Origin of the sequence: Devosia sp. RR2S18 (assembly GCF_030177755.1) — a bacterium.
Taxonomy (GTDB): Bacteria; Pseudomonadota; Alphaproteobacteria; order Rhizobiales; family Devosiaceae; genus Devosia; species Devosia rhizosphaerae.
Genome location: NZ_CP126539.1, coordinates 164,885 through 180,448 on the forward strand (window position 1 = coordinate 164,885; position 15,564 = coordinate 180,448).

Below are 15,564 nucleotides of genomic sequence, written 5' to 3' on the forward strand. Positions count from 1 at the left end.
CGCCGGATGAGGGGTGCGATGATTGAACAAACCCCTCACCCGCCCTTCGGGCACCCTCTCCCACAAGGGGAGAGGGAGGGGTTCAGCGTCGGATCAAACGAAGCGGTTGACCAGGTTTTCGAGATATTCCTGGCGACCGGAGCGCGGCTGCGGGTTGATGTTTTCCGCCTCCACCCAGGCGGCGATCTCCTCCAGCGTGCGCTCGCCCTTGAGCATGGCGGCCGCGCCTTGCTGGTTCCAGCCGGCATAGCGGTCGTCCAGCAGGCGGTCGAACTCGCCATCCTCGATCAGTGCCGCCGCACCCTTGAGACCGCGGGCCAGCGTGTCGAGGCCGCCGATGTGACCATAAAGCAGGTCCGCCGGATCGAGCGACTGGCGACGCACCTTGGCATCGAAGTTGAAGCCGCCCTTGCCCAGGCCGCCCTGTTTGAGGATGTAGTAGAAAGCGAGCGCCGCCTCGGGCGCATTATTGGGGAACTGGTCGGTGTCCCAGCCGGACTGCAGATCGTTGCGGTTGGCGTCGACCGAGCCCAGCATGCCCAGCGAGGAGGCAACAGCCAGCTCGTGCTCGAAGGAGTGACCGGCGAGGAAGGCGTGGCCGACCTCGATATTGCACTTCACTTCCTTTTCCAGGCCATAGCGCTGGAGGAAGCCATAGACCGTGGCGACGTCATAGTCATACTGGTGCTTGGATGGTTCCTGCGGCTTGGGCTCGATCAGGATCTGGCCGGTAAAGCCGATCTTTTTGGCGTGCTCGATGACCAGGGTCAGGAAGCGGGCCACCTGGTCCTGCTCCTGGCCGATCTTGGTGTTGAGCAGGGTTTCGTAGCCCTCGCGGCCGCCCCAAAGGACATAGTTCTCGCCTCCCAGTTCGTGGGTCAGCTCGAGCACGTTCTTCACCTGGCCAGCGGCATAGGCGAAGATTTCCGGATCAGGATTGGTCGCCGCGCCGCTCATGTAGCGGCGATTGGAGAAGAGGTTGGCCGTCCCCCAGAGGAGCTTGGTGCGGCTCGTTTCCATCTTCCGAGCAAAGATTTCGCCGATGGCGCGAACGTTATTGTTGCTCTCCGCCAGCGTCTCGCCCTCGGGGGCGATATCGACGTCGTGGAAGCAGAAGAACGGCACATCCAAAAGATCGAAGAACTCGAATGCTACGTCGGCCTTGAGGCGCGCGCCTTCCATGCCCTTGTCATACCAGGGGCGGTCAAAGGTGCGGCCGCCAAATGGGTCGCCGCCCTCAGCTGCAAAGGTGTGCCAATAAGCGATGGCGGGACGGATATGGTCCTCCATGCGCTTGCCGGCGACGATCTCGTCCTTGTTGTAGTGGCGATAGGCGAGCGGGTTGGCGCTCTGAGGTCCTTCAAACTTGACCTGCGAGATACCCTTGAAAAAATCCGTCACTTACGTGTCTCCTCGATGGCGGGGTAGAGCGCGCGGTAGCGCGCATATTGGTCGGCATAGGCTGCCGAAAGGGATTGATCGGGGGCGATAACCGTCTTGATCGGCGGCATGGCCATGACTTCGTCGGGCTTGGCGCCCGTGGCGGCACAGAGCCCCAGCCGGGCAGCACCGAGGGCACCGCCGAAATCGCCGTCCTCGGGGAGGGCAATCTCCATTTCGAGATTGGTGGCGAGCATCTTGAGCCAGAGGTTCGACTTGGAGCCACCGCCCACCGCGAGCAGGCGCCCGATCTGGGTGCCGGCATCGGCAAGAACGCGCTGGCAGTCGCGCATGGCAAAGGTAACACCCTCCATGACAGCCTGGGCCAACTGCGCCGTCTCAGTGGACTGCGACAGCCCCACAAAGCTGCCGCGCGCCCCCGCATTGTTGTGTGGCGTCCGTTCACCCGAAAGGTAGGGCAGGAAGATCGTCTCGCCTGGACCGGTGAATTGCGCTTCGGCTTCCCCGGAAAGCTCGGCCTGCTTCTTACCCGTGATGCGCGAAAGCCAGTTGAGCGAATCGGTCGCCGAGAGGATCACGCCCATCTGGTGCCAGGTGTCGGGAATGGCGTGGCAAAAGGCGTGGACGGCGCCCTCGGTATTGGGGCTGAACTTTTCGTTGGAGACGAACAGCACGCCCGAGGTGCCCAGCGACACAAAGCCTTCGCCGGGACGGATCGCACCGATGCCACAGGCGGCTGCAGCATTGTCGCCAGCACCACCCGCCACCACCACGTCGCCACTCATGCCCCAGCGCTGGACGAATTCGCGCTTGAGATTGGCCGAGGCCGCTGAACCTTCAACGAGGCGCGGCATGTGCTCACGCCCAAGTCCGGTCACCCCAAGAAGTTCATCGGACCAGTCGCGCTTCTTGACGTCAAGCCAAAGGGTGCCAGCGGCATCGCTCATGTCCTCGACGTATTCGCCGGTCAGGAGCAGGCGCACATAGGCCTTGGGCAGCAGGACCTTCTTCACCTTGTCGAAGATTGCCGGCTCATGCTTGCGTACCCAAGCGAGCTTGGGTGCGGTAAAGCCGGGCATCGCGATATTGCCGGCGATGTCGCGCAGGCTGGGCAAGGCCGCTTCCATTTCCGCGCATTCTGCAGCCGAGCGGCCGTCGTTCCACAAAATGCAGGGGCGGAGCACCTCATCACTGGCGCCCAACAGCGTCGCGCCATGCATGTGACCGGATAGGCCGATGCCGCGCACCTTGGCCAACTCGGAGCCGTGGCTCGCCTTGAGCTTGTCAATGGCGTCGAGCGTCGCCTGCCACCAATCGGCCGGGTTCTGTTCGGACCAGCCGGGCTGCGGGCGGACCGGCTCGACGGCGGGGGCAGAAGCCTCGCCAAGCGCCTTGCCCGATTCGTCGATCAACAGCGCCTTGACGCCGGATGTGCCGATATCAATGCCGAGAAATGTCATGAGGCACGTACCTCATCATACCATGGTGCCAGTATCAAAAGTCCTCCCGTGCCCTTTGGGCGTGCCGATGTCGTGAGCGGCTGGTTCTTAACGCAGATTGTCGCGCAGGAAAATGCCGATTTCAATGGGGTCCGTTTCCGGGGTGCCTGGGACGCCCAATGCCAGGCCGCGGGCGGCGGCCAAACATTCGCGGATTTCCCCGTCGGGATTTTGGTCCAGCACCACGTCGATAACCCCCGAGCGCAGTCCGCGCCGCGTGGGATCGGTCAGCTCATGGGCAATGACACGAATGGCGTTGCCGCAACTGGATGCCTCGAGTGCCGCCACCAGACCGAGATTGCCGGCGCCCAGATTGTAAAGCCCGGCAAGGTCGGGGTGCTGCCGCAGGAGATTGCCGACTATGGTTTCGGTCTCGGCCTGCTCATCATGACCCTCAAGTGGCCCGATGAGCTCGATCTGCCCGAACTCAGCCGCCAGGACGCTTTGGAAGCCTTCCAGCCGTTCGATATGATCGCGCAGATGCAGCGAGCCGGCGATCACGGCAACCTTGCCGCCCGCTGGCAGGAAACGCCCCATTAGCGAAGCGGCCGTCCGTCCCGCCGCGCCATTGTCGATGCCGATGAAGTGCCGCCGCTGGCTGCCCGGTAGATCGGACACCAGCGTCATCACCTGAATGCCGCGGCGCGCGGCGGCGCCGACCGCCTCAATCACCGAAGGCTCCTCGCTGGCGACGATAATGGCGCAGTCGGTGTCCGCCGGATCGAGCCGGCCGAGGCAGGCGGCCAGCGCATCGCCATCGAGCGCACGCACCCGCCGCGTCTCGATATGCATGCGATCAGCCAGCGCCTGATCGGCCCGGCGCTGCACCGAGCCGGCAAGGCTGGCCATGAATTCATTGCCGCCGTCCGGGATGATGAAGGTCAGGCGCAGGTCGCGGGCACGAGCGAGGAGGGAGGCCGACAAATCGCGCTGAAAACCGATGCGCAGAATGGCCTCGCCAACCTTTTCGGCGGTTTCCGCACGCACGCCCGGCCGGCCATTCAGCACGCGATCGACCGTGGCGAGGGAAACACCAGCTGCGCGCGCCACATCATGTACCGTGGCCCGACGCCGCGTCCCCAACTCGTTCACTTGCAGTCCTCGATATCGTTTTCGGGCGCAGCTTTGGCCAGCCGAACCGCGCGGGTCAAGTGCATCGTTGCAGTCCGGGGACAAAGCAGGGTAGAGCTGCCGCGCAGAAGGGGAGGGCACAAATGGCAGTCAACGTCAGCGAATTCGGTGAGTATCAGGGCAAGCGGGTGGACCAGTTCCGGCTCACCAGTTCCACCGGGGTCACAGTCGATATCATCGGGTACGGCGTGGTGGTGCGAGATTGGCGCGTGCCCGTTGCAGGGGGCGAACGTCAGGTAGCGCTGGGCTTTGACAGCTTCGCGCCCTATCCCGAGCATAGCCCGCATTTTGGTTCGCTTGCCGGACGCGTTGCCAACCGCATCAAGGATGCCAGTTTCACGCTCGACGGCAAGACCTACAAACTGCCAGCCAATGAAGGAAACCTCCACCTTCACGGCGGGCCCGAAGGTCTGGGGCGGCAGGTCTGGAGCGGCGAGGTAGACAACGGCAACACCGCTGTGCGCTTCACCCATTTCAGCCCCGATGGCGCCATGGGCTATCCCGGCAATGTCAACTTCGCGGCCACCTATACGCTCAAGGGCAATAAGCTCCGCCTCGAGCTCACCGCCACGACCGACCGCCCGACACCGATCAGCCTCGTGCAGCACCAGTACTTCAACCTCGGCACCGACGAGCTGGTGCTGGACCACAAGCTTCAGGTCAATTCCAGCGCCTATACGGAGCTCGGTCCCGATCTTTGCCCCACCGGCGCCATCCTGCCTTCGGCCGGCACGCAATACGATCTGCGCCAGGGTCGCACCATGCGCGACAAGGCCGGCCAGCCGATTGACTACGACATCGGCATGGTGCTCGATTGCGGGCGGGATCTCAGCCAAGCCGTCGCCACTGTAACCTCACCCGAAGCAGACCTGACGCTCAAACTCTGGAGCGATCGGCCGGGCCTGCAGGTCTATAACGGCGTTATGACCAATGTGCAGGTGCCGGGCCTTGGCGGCCGGCGCTATCCCAAGCATTCCGGCTTCTGCCTCGAAGACCAGGCACTCGCCGATGCCGTCCATCACCCACACTTTCCCAACATCATCTATTCGCCCGACCGGCCCTATAGCCATTGGTGCGAGATCGAGATCGGGTAGAGGCCCCCCCCAACTCCCCCTCGGAGGGGAGGAGCCGAGGGCATTATCGCACTATCCAACTACGGTGTGGCGCCGTTCCTCCCCCTCCCAGGGGACGGCTAGGTGGGGTAGCCACGCTACTCTCCTGCCACCAACTGACATCGTCCCGCCGCATGCTTTCTCCAGATCAGCTGGAGACCGCCATGCCCACGCCCTACACCATCGCTATTTCCGAAACCGACATCGCCGATCTTAAGCAGCGGCTCGCCCGCACGCGCTTTCCCCAGGCGCTCCCCGGCGTCGGCTGGGATTATGGTACCGACGACCGTTTCCTCCACGACTTCGTTGCCCATTGGCGCGACCGGTATGACTGGCGGATAGCCGAAACGCGGCTCAACAGCTTTCCCCATTTCACCGAGGAAGTAGCGGGCGAAACCATCCACTTCATCCATGCGCGGGGGCAGGGTGACAGCAATATTCCCATCCTTCTCACCAATGGCTGGCCCGCCAATTTCGTCGAGTTGCTGGCTTTGGTGCCACTGCTGACCGAGGCGGTCGATGGTGTCGCGTTTGATGTCGTGATCCCCTCGCTGCCGGGCTACGGCTTTTCGAGCCAGCCCGAGCGCCCCGGCATGAACCTCTCCGCTATCGCCATACTCTGGGCCGAGCTGATGAGCCGGCTCAATTATCCCAAGTTCTTGGTATCTGGATCGGATCTGGGGACCGGGGTCGAAATGAGCCTGGTCCAACGGTTTCCCGAGCGGCTGATCGGCGCCCACTACGTCAATGTGTTTTTCGGCTATCCGCCGCCAGCGGACCCGACGCCGGAGGAGCAGGACTATCTCGTGCGGATCGCGCAGTGGCAAGCGGTCGAGGGCGCCTATGTGATGATCCAGGGCACCAAGCCCGCGACTTTGGCCGTTGGGCTCAACGACTCTCCCGCCGGCCTTGCCGCCTGGATCCTTGAGAAATACCGCAGCTATAGCGACTGCGATGGAGACGTCAGCAACGCCTTTGATCTCGACGACCTCTGCACCATTCTATCGGTCTACTGGTTCACCCAGACCATCGGCTCCTCCGTGCGGCTCTACCGTGAGGCCTTTGCCGACCAGGACCTTGCCCGTAAGGGCGCCCGCCACACTGTCCCGCACGCAGTGCTGCTGCCGCCGCATGATAACCCCGCGCCGCGCAGCTGGGGCGAGCGGAACCTCTGGAACATCGTGCGCTGGACCGAGCTGAGCGCCGGCGGTCACTTTCCAGCGCTTGAAGTGCCCGAGGCGATGGCTCATGACATCCGCGCTTTTTACAGCCAGATTGCCTGAACGGCGCCGAACCGCTGGCGAGGGAGTGCAGCAGTGGACAAGACGCAACGGCTGTTTTCGATCATGGACGCGCTGCGGCGCCACCGCCGGCCCGTCACGGCGGCCGCGCTCGCCGAGGAGCAGGGTGTTTCCGTGCGCACCCTCTATCGCGACGTCCAGACGCTCATTGGCCTGGGCGCCCCGATCGATGGCGAGGCGGGGGTGGGCTACATGCTGAAGCCAGGCTTTTTCCTGCCGCCACTGATGTTCACCGCTGACGAACTCGAGGCCCTGGTACTGGGCGCCCGCTGGGTCGGCGCTCAGCCCGATGACGGCCTAGGCGCAGCCGCCAAGAATGCCCTGGCCAAAATCGCCACCGCCTCGCCGGAAGATCTGCGCGACCGCATCAACGACACGGGGCTTTGGCCCGTCGCGGTCTGGACCGAAAAGAAGCCCATGCCGGTTCTCGGGGAGATCCGACAGGCTATGCGCACCGAAAAGGCGGTCGACATCGCCTATGAAGACGAAGCGGGCCGCGCCACCGAGCGCACCATCTGGCCAGTGCAGCTGGCTTACTTCGAAGGCAAGCAGGTGATCGTTGCCTGGTGCTGCCTGCGCGAAGCGTTCCGCAATTTCCGCACCGACCGAATAGCGAAATTGACGCTCACTGAGCAACGCTATGGCAAACGTCGCGCTATTCTGGACCGGGAATGGCGGGAGAGCTGGATCCACGATTCGCACTATAGCAGCTAAGTTTCACGTGAATCAGCGGGGCAGCAGCGCCCCAAGTTCCGCCAATTCATCGACCGAGATCAAGCCTGACGCCATGCCGGCCAGCCAGAGCGCATGCACAGCGAAAATCACCCAGGTGGAGAGGACGAATTCGGGTTTGCGCGTCTTGTGTCGAAAGTGGCTCTGCGCCAGCAATCCACCGATAATGCCGCCCACAAGATCGACGCCTAAGAGCATGGCTTCCGAGATCCGCCACTGCCCAGTCTGAGCATAGGTCTTGTCGGCACCATATTGCACGAAGGAAACGATCCCCAGAACCAGATAGGCGGCACCCATCCAGAGCGGCACTGAGCCCGCCAGCACCGCGAAGACCAGCAGCGCAACAAAGGCCGCAGCGACATAAGGGCGGAAGTCTCTTGGTGCAGGTCTCGCCGGGGCCGGTACATGGGCGCGGCCGAGCGACTTGATATCGGCGCGCAGCAGATAGGCGAGAATGGCGGCGGGTTGCCCGTTGCGGCCCTGACCCACTGCAAAGCTCAACTTCATGCCATTGGTTGGGCGATTGGCCCCACGCTCGATATCGCTGACGTGGACGAAGTAGCTCGTCCCGTCCGCGGCCCGGATGAAGCCGAAGCCCCGCGCATCATCCCAGCGCTCGAGTTCCCCCGTCCTGCGCATGCCGACCTCCAGATGGGCGGAAACATAGCGGAGAGCAGGTTAACGCATCGTCTGTTCCGGTGTTGCTGCGCTTGGCTTGATAGGGTGCTCCCCCGTGGATTCACGTGAAACACTTATCCACAACTTCCTAGAAGATGGAGTGCCGGAGCGGCAGCTTGATGGGGCGGGAGAAACCATCGACCATGTCCTGGCGGAAGCGGCTACGCAGGATTTCGGGAAAGACATGCCCGTGCGGCAAGGCATCCAGCGCAAACCACCTGGCGTCGACGACGCTCTCTTCGGTGGCGGGGTTGGCCCCGACATCGATCTCGCCCGAGACATAGTCAGCCAGGAACCAGAACTTGACGATGCGCCCGCTCCCATCGATCAGCTCATCGATATAGGCCATGGCGCCCGCTCGGACGACTAAGCCGGTCTCCTCTAGCGCCTCCCGCTCGGCGGTCTTCCAAAGCTCCTCAGCGCCTTCCACGCCGCCGCCGGGCCCGGCCCAGAAATCATGGTGGCCGGCACGATAGTGCCGCACAAGGAGAATGTCGTTGCCGCGCAGGGCCAGTACGCCCGCAGAAATCCGGTGTCGCACCTCGACATTCTCCCGTGAGACGGTTCATCGCTATTCGGAAACCGGATCGTAGCTCTGGGGCGGCTGTTCGGTATCGGAGAGCTGGCTCACATCAACGCCGACCTCTTCGAGTGCCGCTTCCGCTGCGTCCCTATGGTCTTCCGATATCTCGGGCTCCCGGGAGAGGATCCAACCGGTGTTACCCTCGGGGGAATGGACGGCCGCCCAGGGGTATTCACCATCCTGCTCTTCACCCACGGCAGCAACGACATAGTTGATGCCTGGCGCACCGGACTCGCCACCGAACTGCACCTCGAGCGTGTTGAAGTTGTTGTTGACCACCTCGGCCTGGCCGGTCACGCCCTGCTCATCGCCGGAGGCGGGGTCACAGCGGTTGACCACCTCGACCGTGCTGTCATCGATCAGGGTGTAAGTCGCGGTGACGCCACCCTCGCAGTCGTTCTCGTAGGGCGCTGGCGTGCGCGCGATCTCGTACCAGACGCCGGTATAGGCGTCCGGGCGGATTTCCAGATCGGTCGTGGTCCCGGCCTCTTGGGCCAAGGCGGGCGTGGCGAGCAGGGCTGCTGTGCTCATAGCCAAAGCGAAGCGCATTTCGGATCTCCTTGTCTCGGTGTCCATGGGCAACCGCGCACCCCAGCGGAGGTTCCGCGCTTTCAGCTGGGCTTAGGTTGTGCCCAAGTTCAGCCGATAGCTCAGCGCTTCGGCAATATGGGGGCGGCGCACCGCCTCCATCCCGGCCAGATCTGCCAGCGTGCGCGCCACCTTGAGCACCCTGTGGTAGGCCCGGGCGGAGAGGTTGAACTTCTCGGCTGCCTGCATCAGCAGCACGCGGCTTTCGGTGTCCGGCGCCACCACGGCCTCGATCAGGCTCGCGCCGGCCGTGGCATTGGTGTAGACGCCATTCGCCCCCGCCGCCTCGTAACGCCGCCGCTGCCGTTCGCGTGCCGCCGCCACGCGTTGCGCCACCAGTTCCGAACCTTCCGCTGGTTCAGCGGGCACGATCATCTCGGCAGCACTGACTGCCGGCACATCGATGCGGATGTCGATGCGGTCGAGAAACGGTCCGGAGACACGGCCCTGATATTCGGCAGCGCAGGCGGCGCCTCGCCGGCAGGTGTGGCCCGGCGTCCCCGCCATGCCGCATTTGCACGGGTTCATCGCCGCAATCAGTTGCACCCGGCTGGGATCGCTGACGCGGGCATTGGCGCGAGCAATCACCGTCTCACCCGCCTCCAGCGGCTGGCGTAGGGAGTCGAGCACGCTGGGCGAGAATTCGGGCAACTCGTCGAGAAACAGCACGCCATTATGCGCCAGGCTCACCTCTCCCGGTCGTACCTTGAGCCCGCCGCCCACGAGCGCTGCCATGGAAGCAGAATGATGCGGCGCGCGAAACGGCCGCCGGTCAGACAGGGCGCCGCCCACCAACTCCCCGGCGATGGACTGGATCATCGACACATCGAGCAGTTCGCGCGGGTTAAGCGGCGGCAGGATGGAAGGCAGCCGCGCCGCCAGCATGGACTTGCCGGCACCCGGTGGCCCGATCATCAGTCGTGTATGTAACATAACATAAAGTCAGCTTTTGCGGCTTTTCATGGTGTTTACTCCACCAGCCACCTGCTCTCGTCCCGCGCTACAGCAGAGTTGAGGTGGAGACCGGACTGACGGGTTTCACTAACAAAAGCCTAGGAAGCGGACGATCGAGTATTTCAGAAATTGCCCTGTGGGCGCCGCGCGAACTGCTAAAAAGGGGCCAGCCTTACTCAGGCCGGCCCCATATCTTCAGAGTGCCAAAGCTGGCGCCTTGCGGCCGGTAAGCCTCTCATAGTCCGCTGACGCGGGCTCTCCGGCTCCCTTTGCGATGCCGTCGTCAATCCAAGCAAGCGTTGCGGCGCTCTCCGGTGGGACCGTCGCAGCCACCATGTGCTCCACAAGGCCTTGCTTTGAAACCTGGACGGCAGTGAAGGGGCGCCCCAGTCGAGCTGAGGCCAATGTTGCCAGGCCCGACATCGTGATGGCCTTGGGGCCTGTGATATCGAGGATACGCCGACCCGAGAATTCGCCGGATACCGCAACTGCTGCTGCGTCCGCACATTGCTGGCGCGTCACATAGGCCACGCCGCCCGAGCCTGTCGCATGAATGATGCGGCCATCGGCGTCAGCGCGTTCGAGAAATTGTAGTGCAAGATCATCATAAAATGCGTTTCGTAAGATTGAGTAGCTAATGCCGCTCTCTTGGAGCATGGCCTCGGTTGCGGCGTGATCTGCAGTCATGGCTGACAGGGGACTGCTGTCTGCCTTTAGGAACGACGTGTAGACTATGTGACGGACGCCCGCGGCAAGCGCTGCATCTATTGCCGCGCGATGTTGACGTTGCCGCCTGCCATCGGCACTCAGGACGTTAGTGCTGATCAGGATCAGGCGGTCCACCTTGGCCATGGCATGGCCAAGGGTGTCGACGTTGCCGAAATCTGCAAAGCGCGGTTCTACATTGGGAGAAACCCCAATTAGCGCGCTTGGAGTGCGACTAAGCAGGACGAGTGGTTGTTGGGTGATAGCGCGAAGTGACTTGACGATCATGCGGGCCAGCTTTCCGCTGGCGCCGGATATGGCAATTGATGTCATTTGAAAACTCTTCTGATGATGAGGATACGACAGCGCTTTGCCCCGCAATGCGGCGGCCCAACTGTCAGTGATCGATCAGAAGAAGAATTTTGTCACACCGGATTTATCGAACAGCTTAGCTCTCGGGTCAAGCGCACATGAACTGCGTATTCATTCTCCCGACGTGCGATGATCGGAATGGGATGGGTTGATGATCCGGCGGCAGGCATGGCCCGAGGCTAAGCCATTCAGATTATTGCGCCTGGCATGGGACACAACCATTGCAGAGGGTCGGCCACCACATGAGCCGTGTATGTAACATAACTTTATGTGGGCATTTTATAGGATTTTGCCAGTCCATGGTGCTGCAATCCAAGCACCGGCTGAAGGGGGTGGGAACTGGACAATCCGCTATCGGAAGTCAGCCCCGATTAGCTGTCGCTGCTGGCGTTTCTTAAGTCAGGCGGCGGGATGCATCACTCCAGACCAGTGATCAACCGCGAAATCGACAAGTTTCGCCATGTCGGCGACGATGGCTTGAGCCTGTGCCATAGGCCCCGAAGTTGCTATTCTCTCCGCCATGACAGCATCGCCAACGGATAGAAATTTATCATCGTCCATGACCGTTGGAACTTTGAATTCCACCCACTTTCGCTCACCATCTACAATGATGGGAGCCCCCTCCTGAATGGTGGGCCGATCGGGCCACCGCATGTGCTCGGCAAGATGCAGCGCGGTGCAACGATTGAACCCCACGCCAATCAGAAGGACTTTGGCCTTCAAGCGATATAGCGAACCTGAGGGTGATGTCAGGCCGAGGGGGTCGCTTAAAGCATGCTGAGCCGTGATCTCTTCTGCATGTCTGCCCAGGGCTGCCATAGAGGTAGCTGGGTGCGCGCTACGGCGGGCACCAGGCCAGGTGCGAAAGAGTTCGGCCACCGCTCCCATGCCGCTGCTGGGCGTCGTGGCCGGTTCGAAGGCCGGCATTGTCGCGCGAATGATCTCGATCCACGTCAGCGGCACTGGAGGCGCTCCCCAATTGGCGGGGTCCGTTAGGTCACGGGAGTGGGTGGGCATAGCAATGGTCCCATACGTCCCCGCTGCGTCGAGCAAAGCCTGCACTACTGCGACAGGACCGCCACTGACCCAGCCCAGGGACTGCAGCGAACAATGCACCAATAGGGTATCGCCCGGTCGGATACCAAGGCCGTGCAGGTCACTCCTGAGGCTTTCCCTTGTGGCAGGAATGCTTGTACGTTCGATAAGGCCAGCTTCATGCATTGATGTGGTCCACGATCAACTCACCCAACGATGTCCTATGTCAGGTGACGATGGGATAAACGGCGGCTGCCAAATTAGGGTCGTTAGCTGAGATGGTGGAGGACGAAATCGGCTCGATCTCTGACCCCGACCTTCGGCAGGATAAACGTGTCATACCCAAACTCGCGATAAGCGATTAGTAGGCGGTCGTACTCTGCGATCGCCTCGGCCAGATTGTGTTGCCGCTGCTCGTCGGTCACGTAGATCTCTGGCCAAGGAGGCGCCAGAAAGACGCTCTGATGGTAGCGGTCATAGGACGCCAGCAAATTACTAGCGGAGCTTCCAGTCGTATGCTCAAGCGCCACCGCCGCGTCCACCAAGCCTCGGTCGAAAAAGACCCAGCCGGCTTCGTCCATCATGCGTCTCCTGTCCTCAGACGCGAGATTGATAGCTCGTTTGGCGAAGGCGGAAAGGTCGACCCAAGGCAGCGCAAGCCCATCGCCGCGCTGCTCCTCCTCTACGATCCGACGGCCAGGCTCGGGTACGACGGCAAACCCCCTTCGCTCCAGCTCTGAGAGGAGGGTCGACTTCCCGCCACCCGAACAGCCGGAAAGTACGATGTGTCGGAGGTTCATGGTATCTCTTTTCGGGAAAACCTACGGAACCCTGCAAGGACCTGAATAGAGTCGATTGCCGCCCGGGGACCGCTCGGCTCAACAGCTAAACCGACGAAATGATTGCGCGTTGCATGGGACACAACCACTGCAGAGTGGTCGGCCCCAGCATCAGCATGTTGTGCCCACCGGCAGCGGCGACTTCGAGTGCCCGGCGGGCGACTGCCTGCCCGCGCACTTCGCTCATATCGGGCAGGGTGCCGGCCGTGAGTTGGCGGCGCGGTTCGGGACGCGGGGCAAGCTGATGGCCGCTCAAGTGATTGGCCACGGCCAGCAGGCTCTCGGCGGCAACGATGTCGAGGTCGCGGCTCGCCCACGCCGCCTCGGAGCCAGAGGGTGCCGGACAGATCAGGCCCAGATCACGCCCTTGCGCGGCGATAGCGGCGGGCAGCATGCCGCTGACATGGGCCAACCGGCCGTCCAGCCCGAGTTCGCCCAGCACCAGATAACTGTCCAAGGCATCCTGGGGAATGGCGCCGATCGCGGCCATCAGACCCAGGGCAATGGGCAGATCATAATGGCTGCCTTCCTTGGGCAGGTCGGCCGGCGCAAGATTGACCGTGACGCGCTTGGGCGGCAGGCCCAGACCGGAGGCGAGCAGGGCCGCATAGACCCGCTCGCTGGCTTCTTTGACCGCCTTGTCCGGCAGCCCCACCAGAATAATCTTGGGTATGCCTGGCGCGATCTGCACCTGCACGTCCACCGGCACGGCCGTGATGCCTTGAAACGCCACCGTCGCTACCCGCGTGACCATGCCCGATCCCCCAAGCCCACGAGGAGCTTAGCAAAGCGCTATAGGAACGTAAAGCGAACGAAATACGGCATGTTAACCATGCCAAGTGCCACACCGGTTACCCTAATCCCCCATTAACCCAATGGGCCTGATTTAGAGGGTAGTTTTAGTGCTGCGTAGAGTATTCCAATGCCCGTTCGCCGGACATTTCCATCCCTTGCCGCCCTCGCCAAGAGCACGGCTGCCGTCGCCTTGGCTGCCATTTTGGTGGCCTGCTCCAGCGGGGGCGGGCTCTATGGTCCGATCCAGGGCGATAACCGGCCCCATGCTGGCGTCGACCGCGCGCGGGGCATGCCCATTCAGGGCATCGACGTCGCCCGATACCAGGGCAACATCGATTTTCGCGCGGTCTATGGTTCCGGCATCCACTTCGTTTTCATGAAGGCCACCGAGGGCAAGGACTATCTCGACCCCAATTTCCGCACCAATTGGCAGCGTGCCAAGGAGGCGGGCATTCCCCGCGGCGCCTACCATTTCATGACTTGGTGCTCGCTTGCCTCCGAACAGGCAGCCTGGTTCATCCAGAATGTGCCGGCCGATCCCGACGCCCTGCCGCCCGTACTTGACCTCGAATGGAACAACCATTCGAGCTGCAAGCATCGCCCCTCGCGCGCCGACGCGCTGGAGAAGATCCGGGTTATGCTGGACGCAATGGAGCGCCATACCGGCAAGCTCCCCATCATCTACACTGATATCAACATCCATCGCGACGTGATGGAGGGGGAGCATTTCCCCAATGCCTTCTGGCTGCGCTCCACCGCCGCCGAGCCGCATGAGCGCTACCGCAACCGGGCCTGGACGTTCTGGCAGTGGACGCAAACTGGGGTGGTGCGTGGGATCAAGGGCGAGGTCGATCGCAATGCCTTCTATGGCGGTCAGAACGAATGGATCCAGTTCCTGCTGACGGGTTGCGATCCGCGGGCCATCGCCACATTGGGCCCCACGGGGCGCTGTCGCTCAGCGAAATAGGTGGCACAGCAGCAATGTTTCAAGCGGTCGGCGAAAGCCGGCCGCTTTGCTTTACGCCCGGGCGATCTCGAGCGGCAGCAGAATTTCAGAGCAACGCTTTGGATCAAGCACAGGGTTGGCCGCTTACTATCGGTCGTGCCTTTAGCCTTCAGGCCCCGCCCAGTAGGCCGCTGGCATGGATGCCATCGAAGACGAATTGCACGGCCAGAGCGGCCAGGAGAATGCCGACCACGCGCGACACCACAGACAAACCAATGAGCCCAAAGAGCCGCTGAATGGGGATGGCGATCAGCAGTGTGACCCAGACCATCAGGAGGATGATTAGGAGCGCCAGCAGCACCAGCCAGAACTCCGTGTCGTTTTCCGCGCCGGTGGTGAGGAGGATCACCGCACTGATCGCGCCCGGTCCAGCCAGCAGCGGCATGGCGAGCGGAAAGACCGAGATGTCGGTTGAAAGCTTGGCTTCATCCTCTTCCTCGTGCGTCGTCCCCGTGCCGCCGGAATGGCGGGCAAAGACCATGTCGATGGCGATGAGAAACAGCAGAAGACCGCCGGCGGTCCGCAACGCTGGGATGGAAATGCCGAAGACGCCCAGAATGGCATCACCTAAAACGGCGAAGAACAGGAGGATCGCCAGGGCGATCAGCACTCCTCGCGTAGCAAAGACGAAACGCTGCCGCGGCGTGTTGTTCTTGGTGAGCGCGGCGAAGATAAAGGCTGTGTCAGCCACGCCGACAGTGGCAAAGAGCGTCGCAAAGGCGACAAAGAAGGCCGACAAATCCATACGTTAGCCGCCCCCGAGCCGTTTCGATCCGCCGCAGCTTTAACGAAGGACGTGGTCAGGGGCAATCATGGCTGGTGCCAGTAATCCG

General features: G+C 62.4%; 14 protein-coding genes and 2 pseudogenes. 4 read left to right on the forward strand and 12 right to left on the reverse strand.

Annotation, left to right across the window (positions count from 1 at the left end):
* Positions 1 to 93 precede the first annotated feature (93 nt).
* The 3 genes from xylA to QOV41_RS00770 all read right to left on the reverse strand — a co-directional run bounded on the left by xylA (position 94) and on the right by QOV41_RS00770 (position 3,992).
* On the reverse strand, positions 94 to 1,401 hold the full coding sequence (gene xylA / locus QOV41_RS00760) for a xylose isomerase (RefSeq protein WP_284578861.1): 1,308 nt from the start codon (positions 1,399 to 1,401) through the stop codon (positions 94 to 96).
* Positions 1,398 to 2,861, reverse strand: coding sequence for a xylulokinase (gene xylB / locus QOV41_RS00765; protein WP_284578863.1), 1,464 nt, complete (start codon positions 2,859 to 2,861; stop codon positions 1,398 to 1,400). Before xylB ends, xylA begins: the two co-directional genes overlap by 4 nt.
* An 87-nt stretch (positions 2,862 to 2,948) precedes the next feature.
* Positions 2,949 to 3,992 carry a LacI family DNA-binding transcriptional regulator gene (locus QOV41_RS00770; RefSeq protein ID WP_284578864.1) on the reverse strand — a complete coding sequence of 348 codons (1,044 nt, stop codon included), beginning with the start codon at positions 3,990 to 3,992 and terminating at the stop codon, positions 2,949 to 2,951.
* A gap of 122 nt (positions 3,993 to 4,114) precedes the next feature.
* Here QOV41_RS00770 and QOV41_RS00775 point away from each other — a divergent pair, with 122 nt between their 5' ends.
* From QOV41_RS00775 to QOV41_RS00785, 3 genes are all read left to right on the forward strand, one after another.
* Positions 4,115 to 5,125, forward strand: coding sequence for an aldose epimerase family protein (locus tag QOV41_RS00775; protein ID WP_284578866.1), 1,011 nt, complete (start codon positions 4,115 to 4,117; stop codon positions 5,123 to 5,125).
* A 182-nt stretch (positions 5,126 to 5,307) separates the two neighbouring features.
* A complete protein-coding gene (locus QOV41_RS00780; RefSeq protein ID WP_284578867.1) occupies positions 5,308 to 6,426 on the forward strand; it encodes an epoxide hydrolase family protein in 1,119 nt (372 codons plus the stop codon).
* 33 nt (positions 6,427 to 6,459) lie between these two features.
* Positions 6,460 to 7,158 (forward strand): helix-turn-helix transcriptional regulator, encoded by a 699-nt coding sequence (locus tag QOV41_RS00785; RefSeq protein WP_284578868.1) that lies wholly within the window; start codon positions 6,460 to 6,462, stop codon positions 7,156 to 7,158.
* Between the two features lie 12 nt (positions 7,159 to 7,170).
* Here QOV41_RS00785 and QOV41_RS00790 read toward each other — a convergent pair whose 3' ends face one another.
* The 8 genes and pseudogenes from QOV41_RS00790 to QOV41_RS00825 all read right to left on the reverse strand — a co-directional run.
* The gene (locus tag QOV41_RS00790) at positions 7,171 to 7,815 is read right to left on the reverse strand and encodes a DUF1294 domain-containing protein (RefSeq protein ID WP_284578870.1); all 645 of its coding nucleotides are present in this window, start codon (positions 7,813 to 7,815) and stop codon (positions 7,171 to 7,173) included.
* A gap of 127 nt (positions 7,816 to 7,942) precedes the next feature.
* Complete coding sequence (locus QOV41_RS00795) at positions 7,943 to 8,395, reverse strand: NUDIX domain-containing protein (protein WP_284578872.1); 453 nt, start codon at positions 8,393 to 8,395, stop codon at positions 7,943 to 7,945.
* A 30-nt stretch (positions 8,396 to 8,425) separates the two neighbouring features.
* Complete coding sequence (locus tag QOV41_RS00800) at positions 8,426 to 8,986, reverse strand: lipocalin family protein (RefSeq protein WP_284578874.1); 561 nt, start codon at positions 8,984 to 8,986, stop codon at positions 8,426 to 8,428.
* A 72-nt stretch (positions 8,987 to 9,058) separates the two neighbouring features.
* Positions 9,059 to 9,952, reverse strand: a pseudogene (locus tag QOV41_RS00805) (YifB family Mg chelatase-like AAA ATPase); the annotation flags it as partial.
* Between the two features lie 222 nt (positions 9,953 to 10,174).
* Positions 10,175 to 11,017, reverse strand: coding sequence for an NAD(P)H-binding protein (locus tag QOV41_RS00810; protein ID WP_284578876.1), 843 nt, complete (start codon positions 11,015 to 11,017; stop codon positions 10,175 to 10,177).
* Positions 11,018 to 11,455: 438 nt separating this feature from the next.
* Positions 11,456 to 12,277 carry an AAC(3) family N-acetyltransferase gene (locus QOV41_RS00815; protein WP_284578877.1) on the reverse strand — a complete coding sequence of 274 codons (822 nt, stop codon included), beginning with the start codon at positions 12,275 to 12,277 and terminating at the stop codon, positions 11,456 to 11,458.
* A gap of 83 nt (positions 12,278 to 12,360) precedes the next feature.
* Complete coding sequence (locus QOV41_RS00820; protein ID WP_284578878.1) at positions 12,361 to 12,891, reverse strand: AAA family ATPase; 531 nt, start codon at positions 12,889 to 12,891, stop codon at positions 12,361 to 12,363.
* Between the two features lie 139 nt (positions 12,892 to 13,030).
* A pseudogene (locus QOV41_RS00825) lies at positions 13,031 to 13,684 on the reverse strand (magnesium chelatase domain-containing protein); the annotation flags it as partial.
* A 168-nt stretch (positions 13,685 to 13,852) separates the two neighbouring features.
* Here QOV41_RS00825 and QOV41_RS00830 point away from each other — a divergent pair.
* On the forward strand, positions 13,853 to 14,692 hold the full coding sequence (locus QOV41_RS00830; protein ID WP_284578879.1) for a glycoside hydrolase family 25 protein: 840 nt from the start codon (positions 13,853 to 13,855) through the stop codon (positions 14,690 to 14,692).
* A gap of 148 nt (positions 14,693 to 14,840) precedes the next feature.
* Here the strand turns inward: QOV41_RS00830 and QOV41_RS00835 are convergent, their stop codons facing one another.
* Complete coding sequence (locus QOV41_RS00835; RefSeq protein WP_284578880.1) at positions 14,841 to 15,476, reverse strand: MarC family protein; 636 nt, start codon at positions 15,474 to 15,476, stop codon at positions 14,841 to 14,843.
* Positions 15,477 to 15,564: the final 88 nt, after the last annotated feature.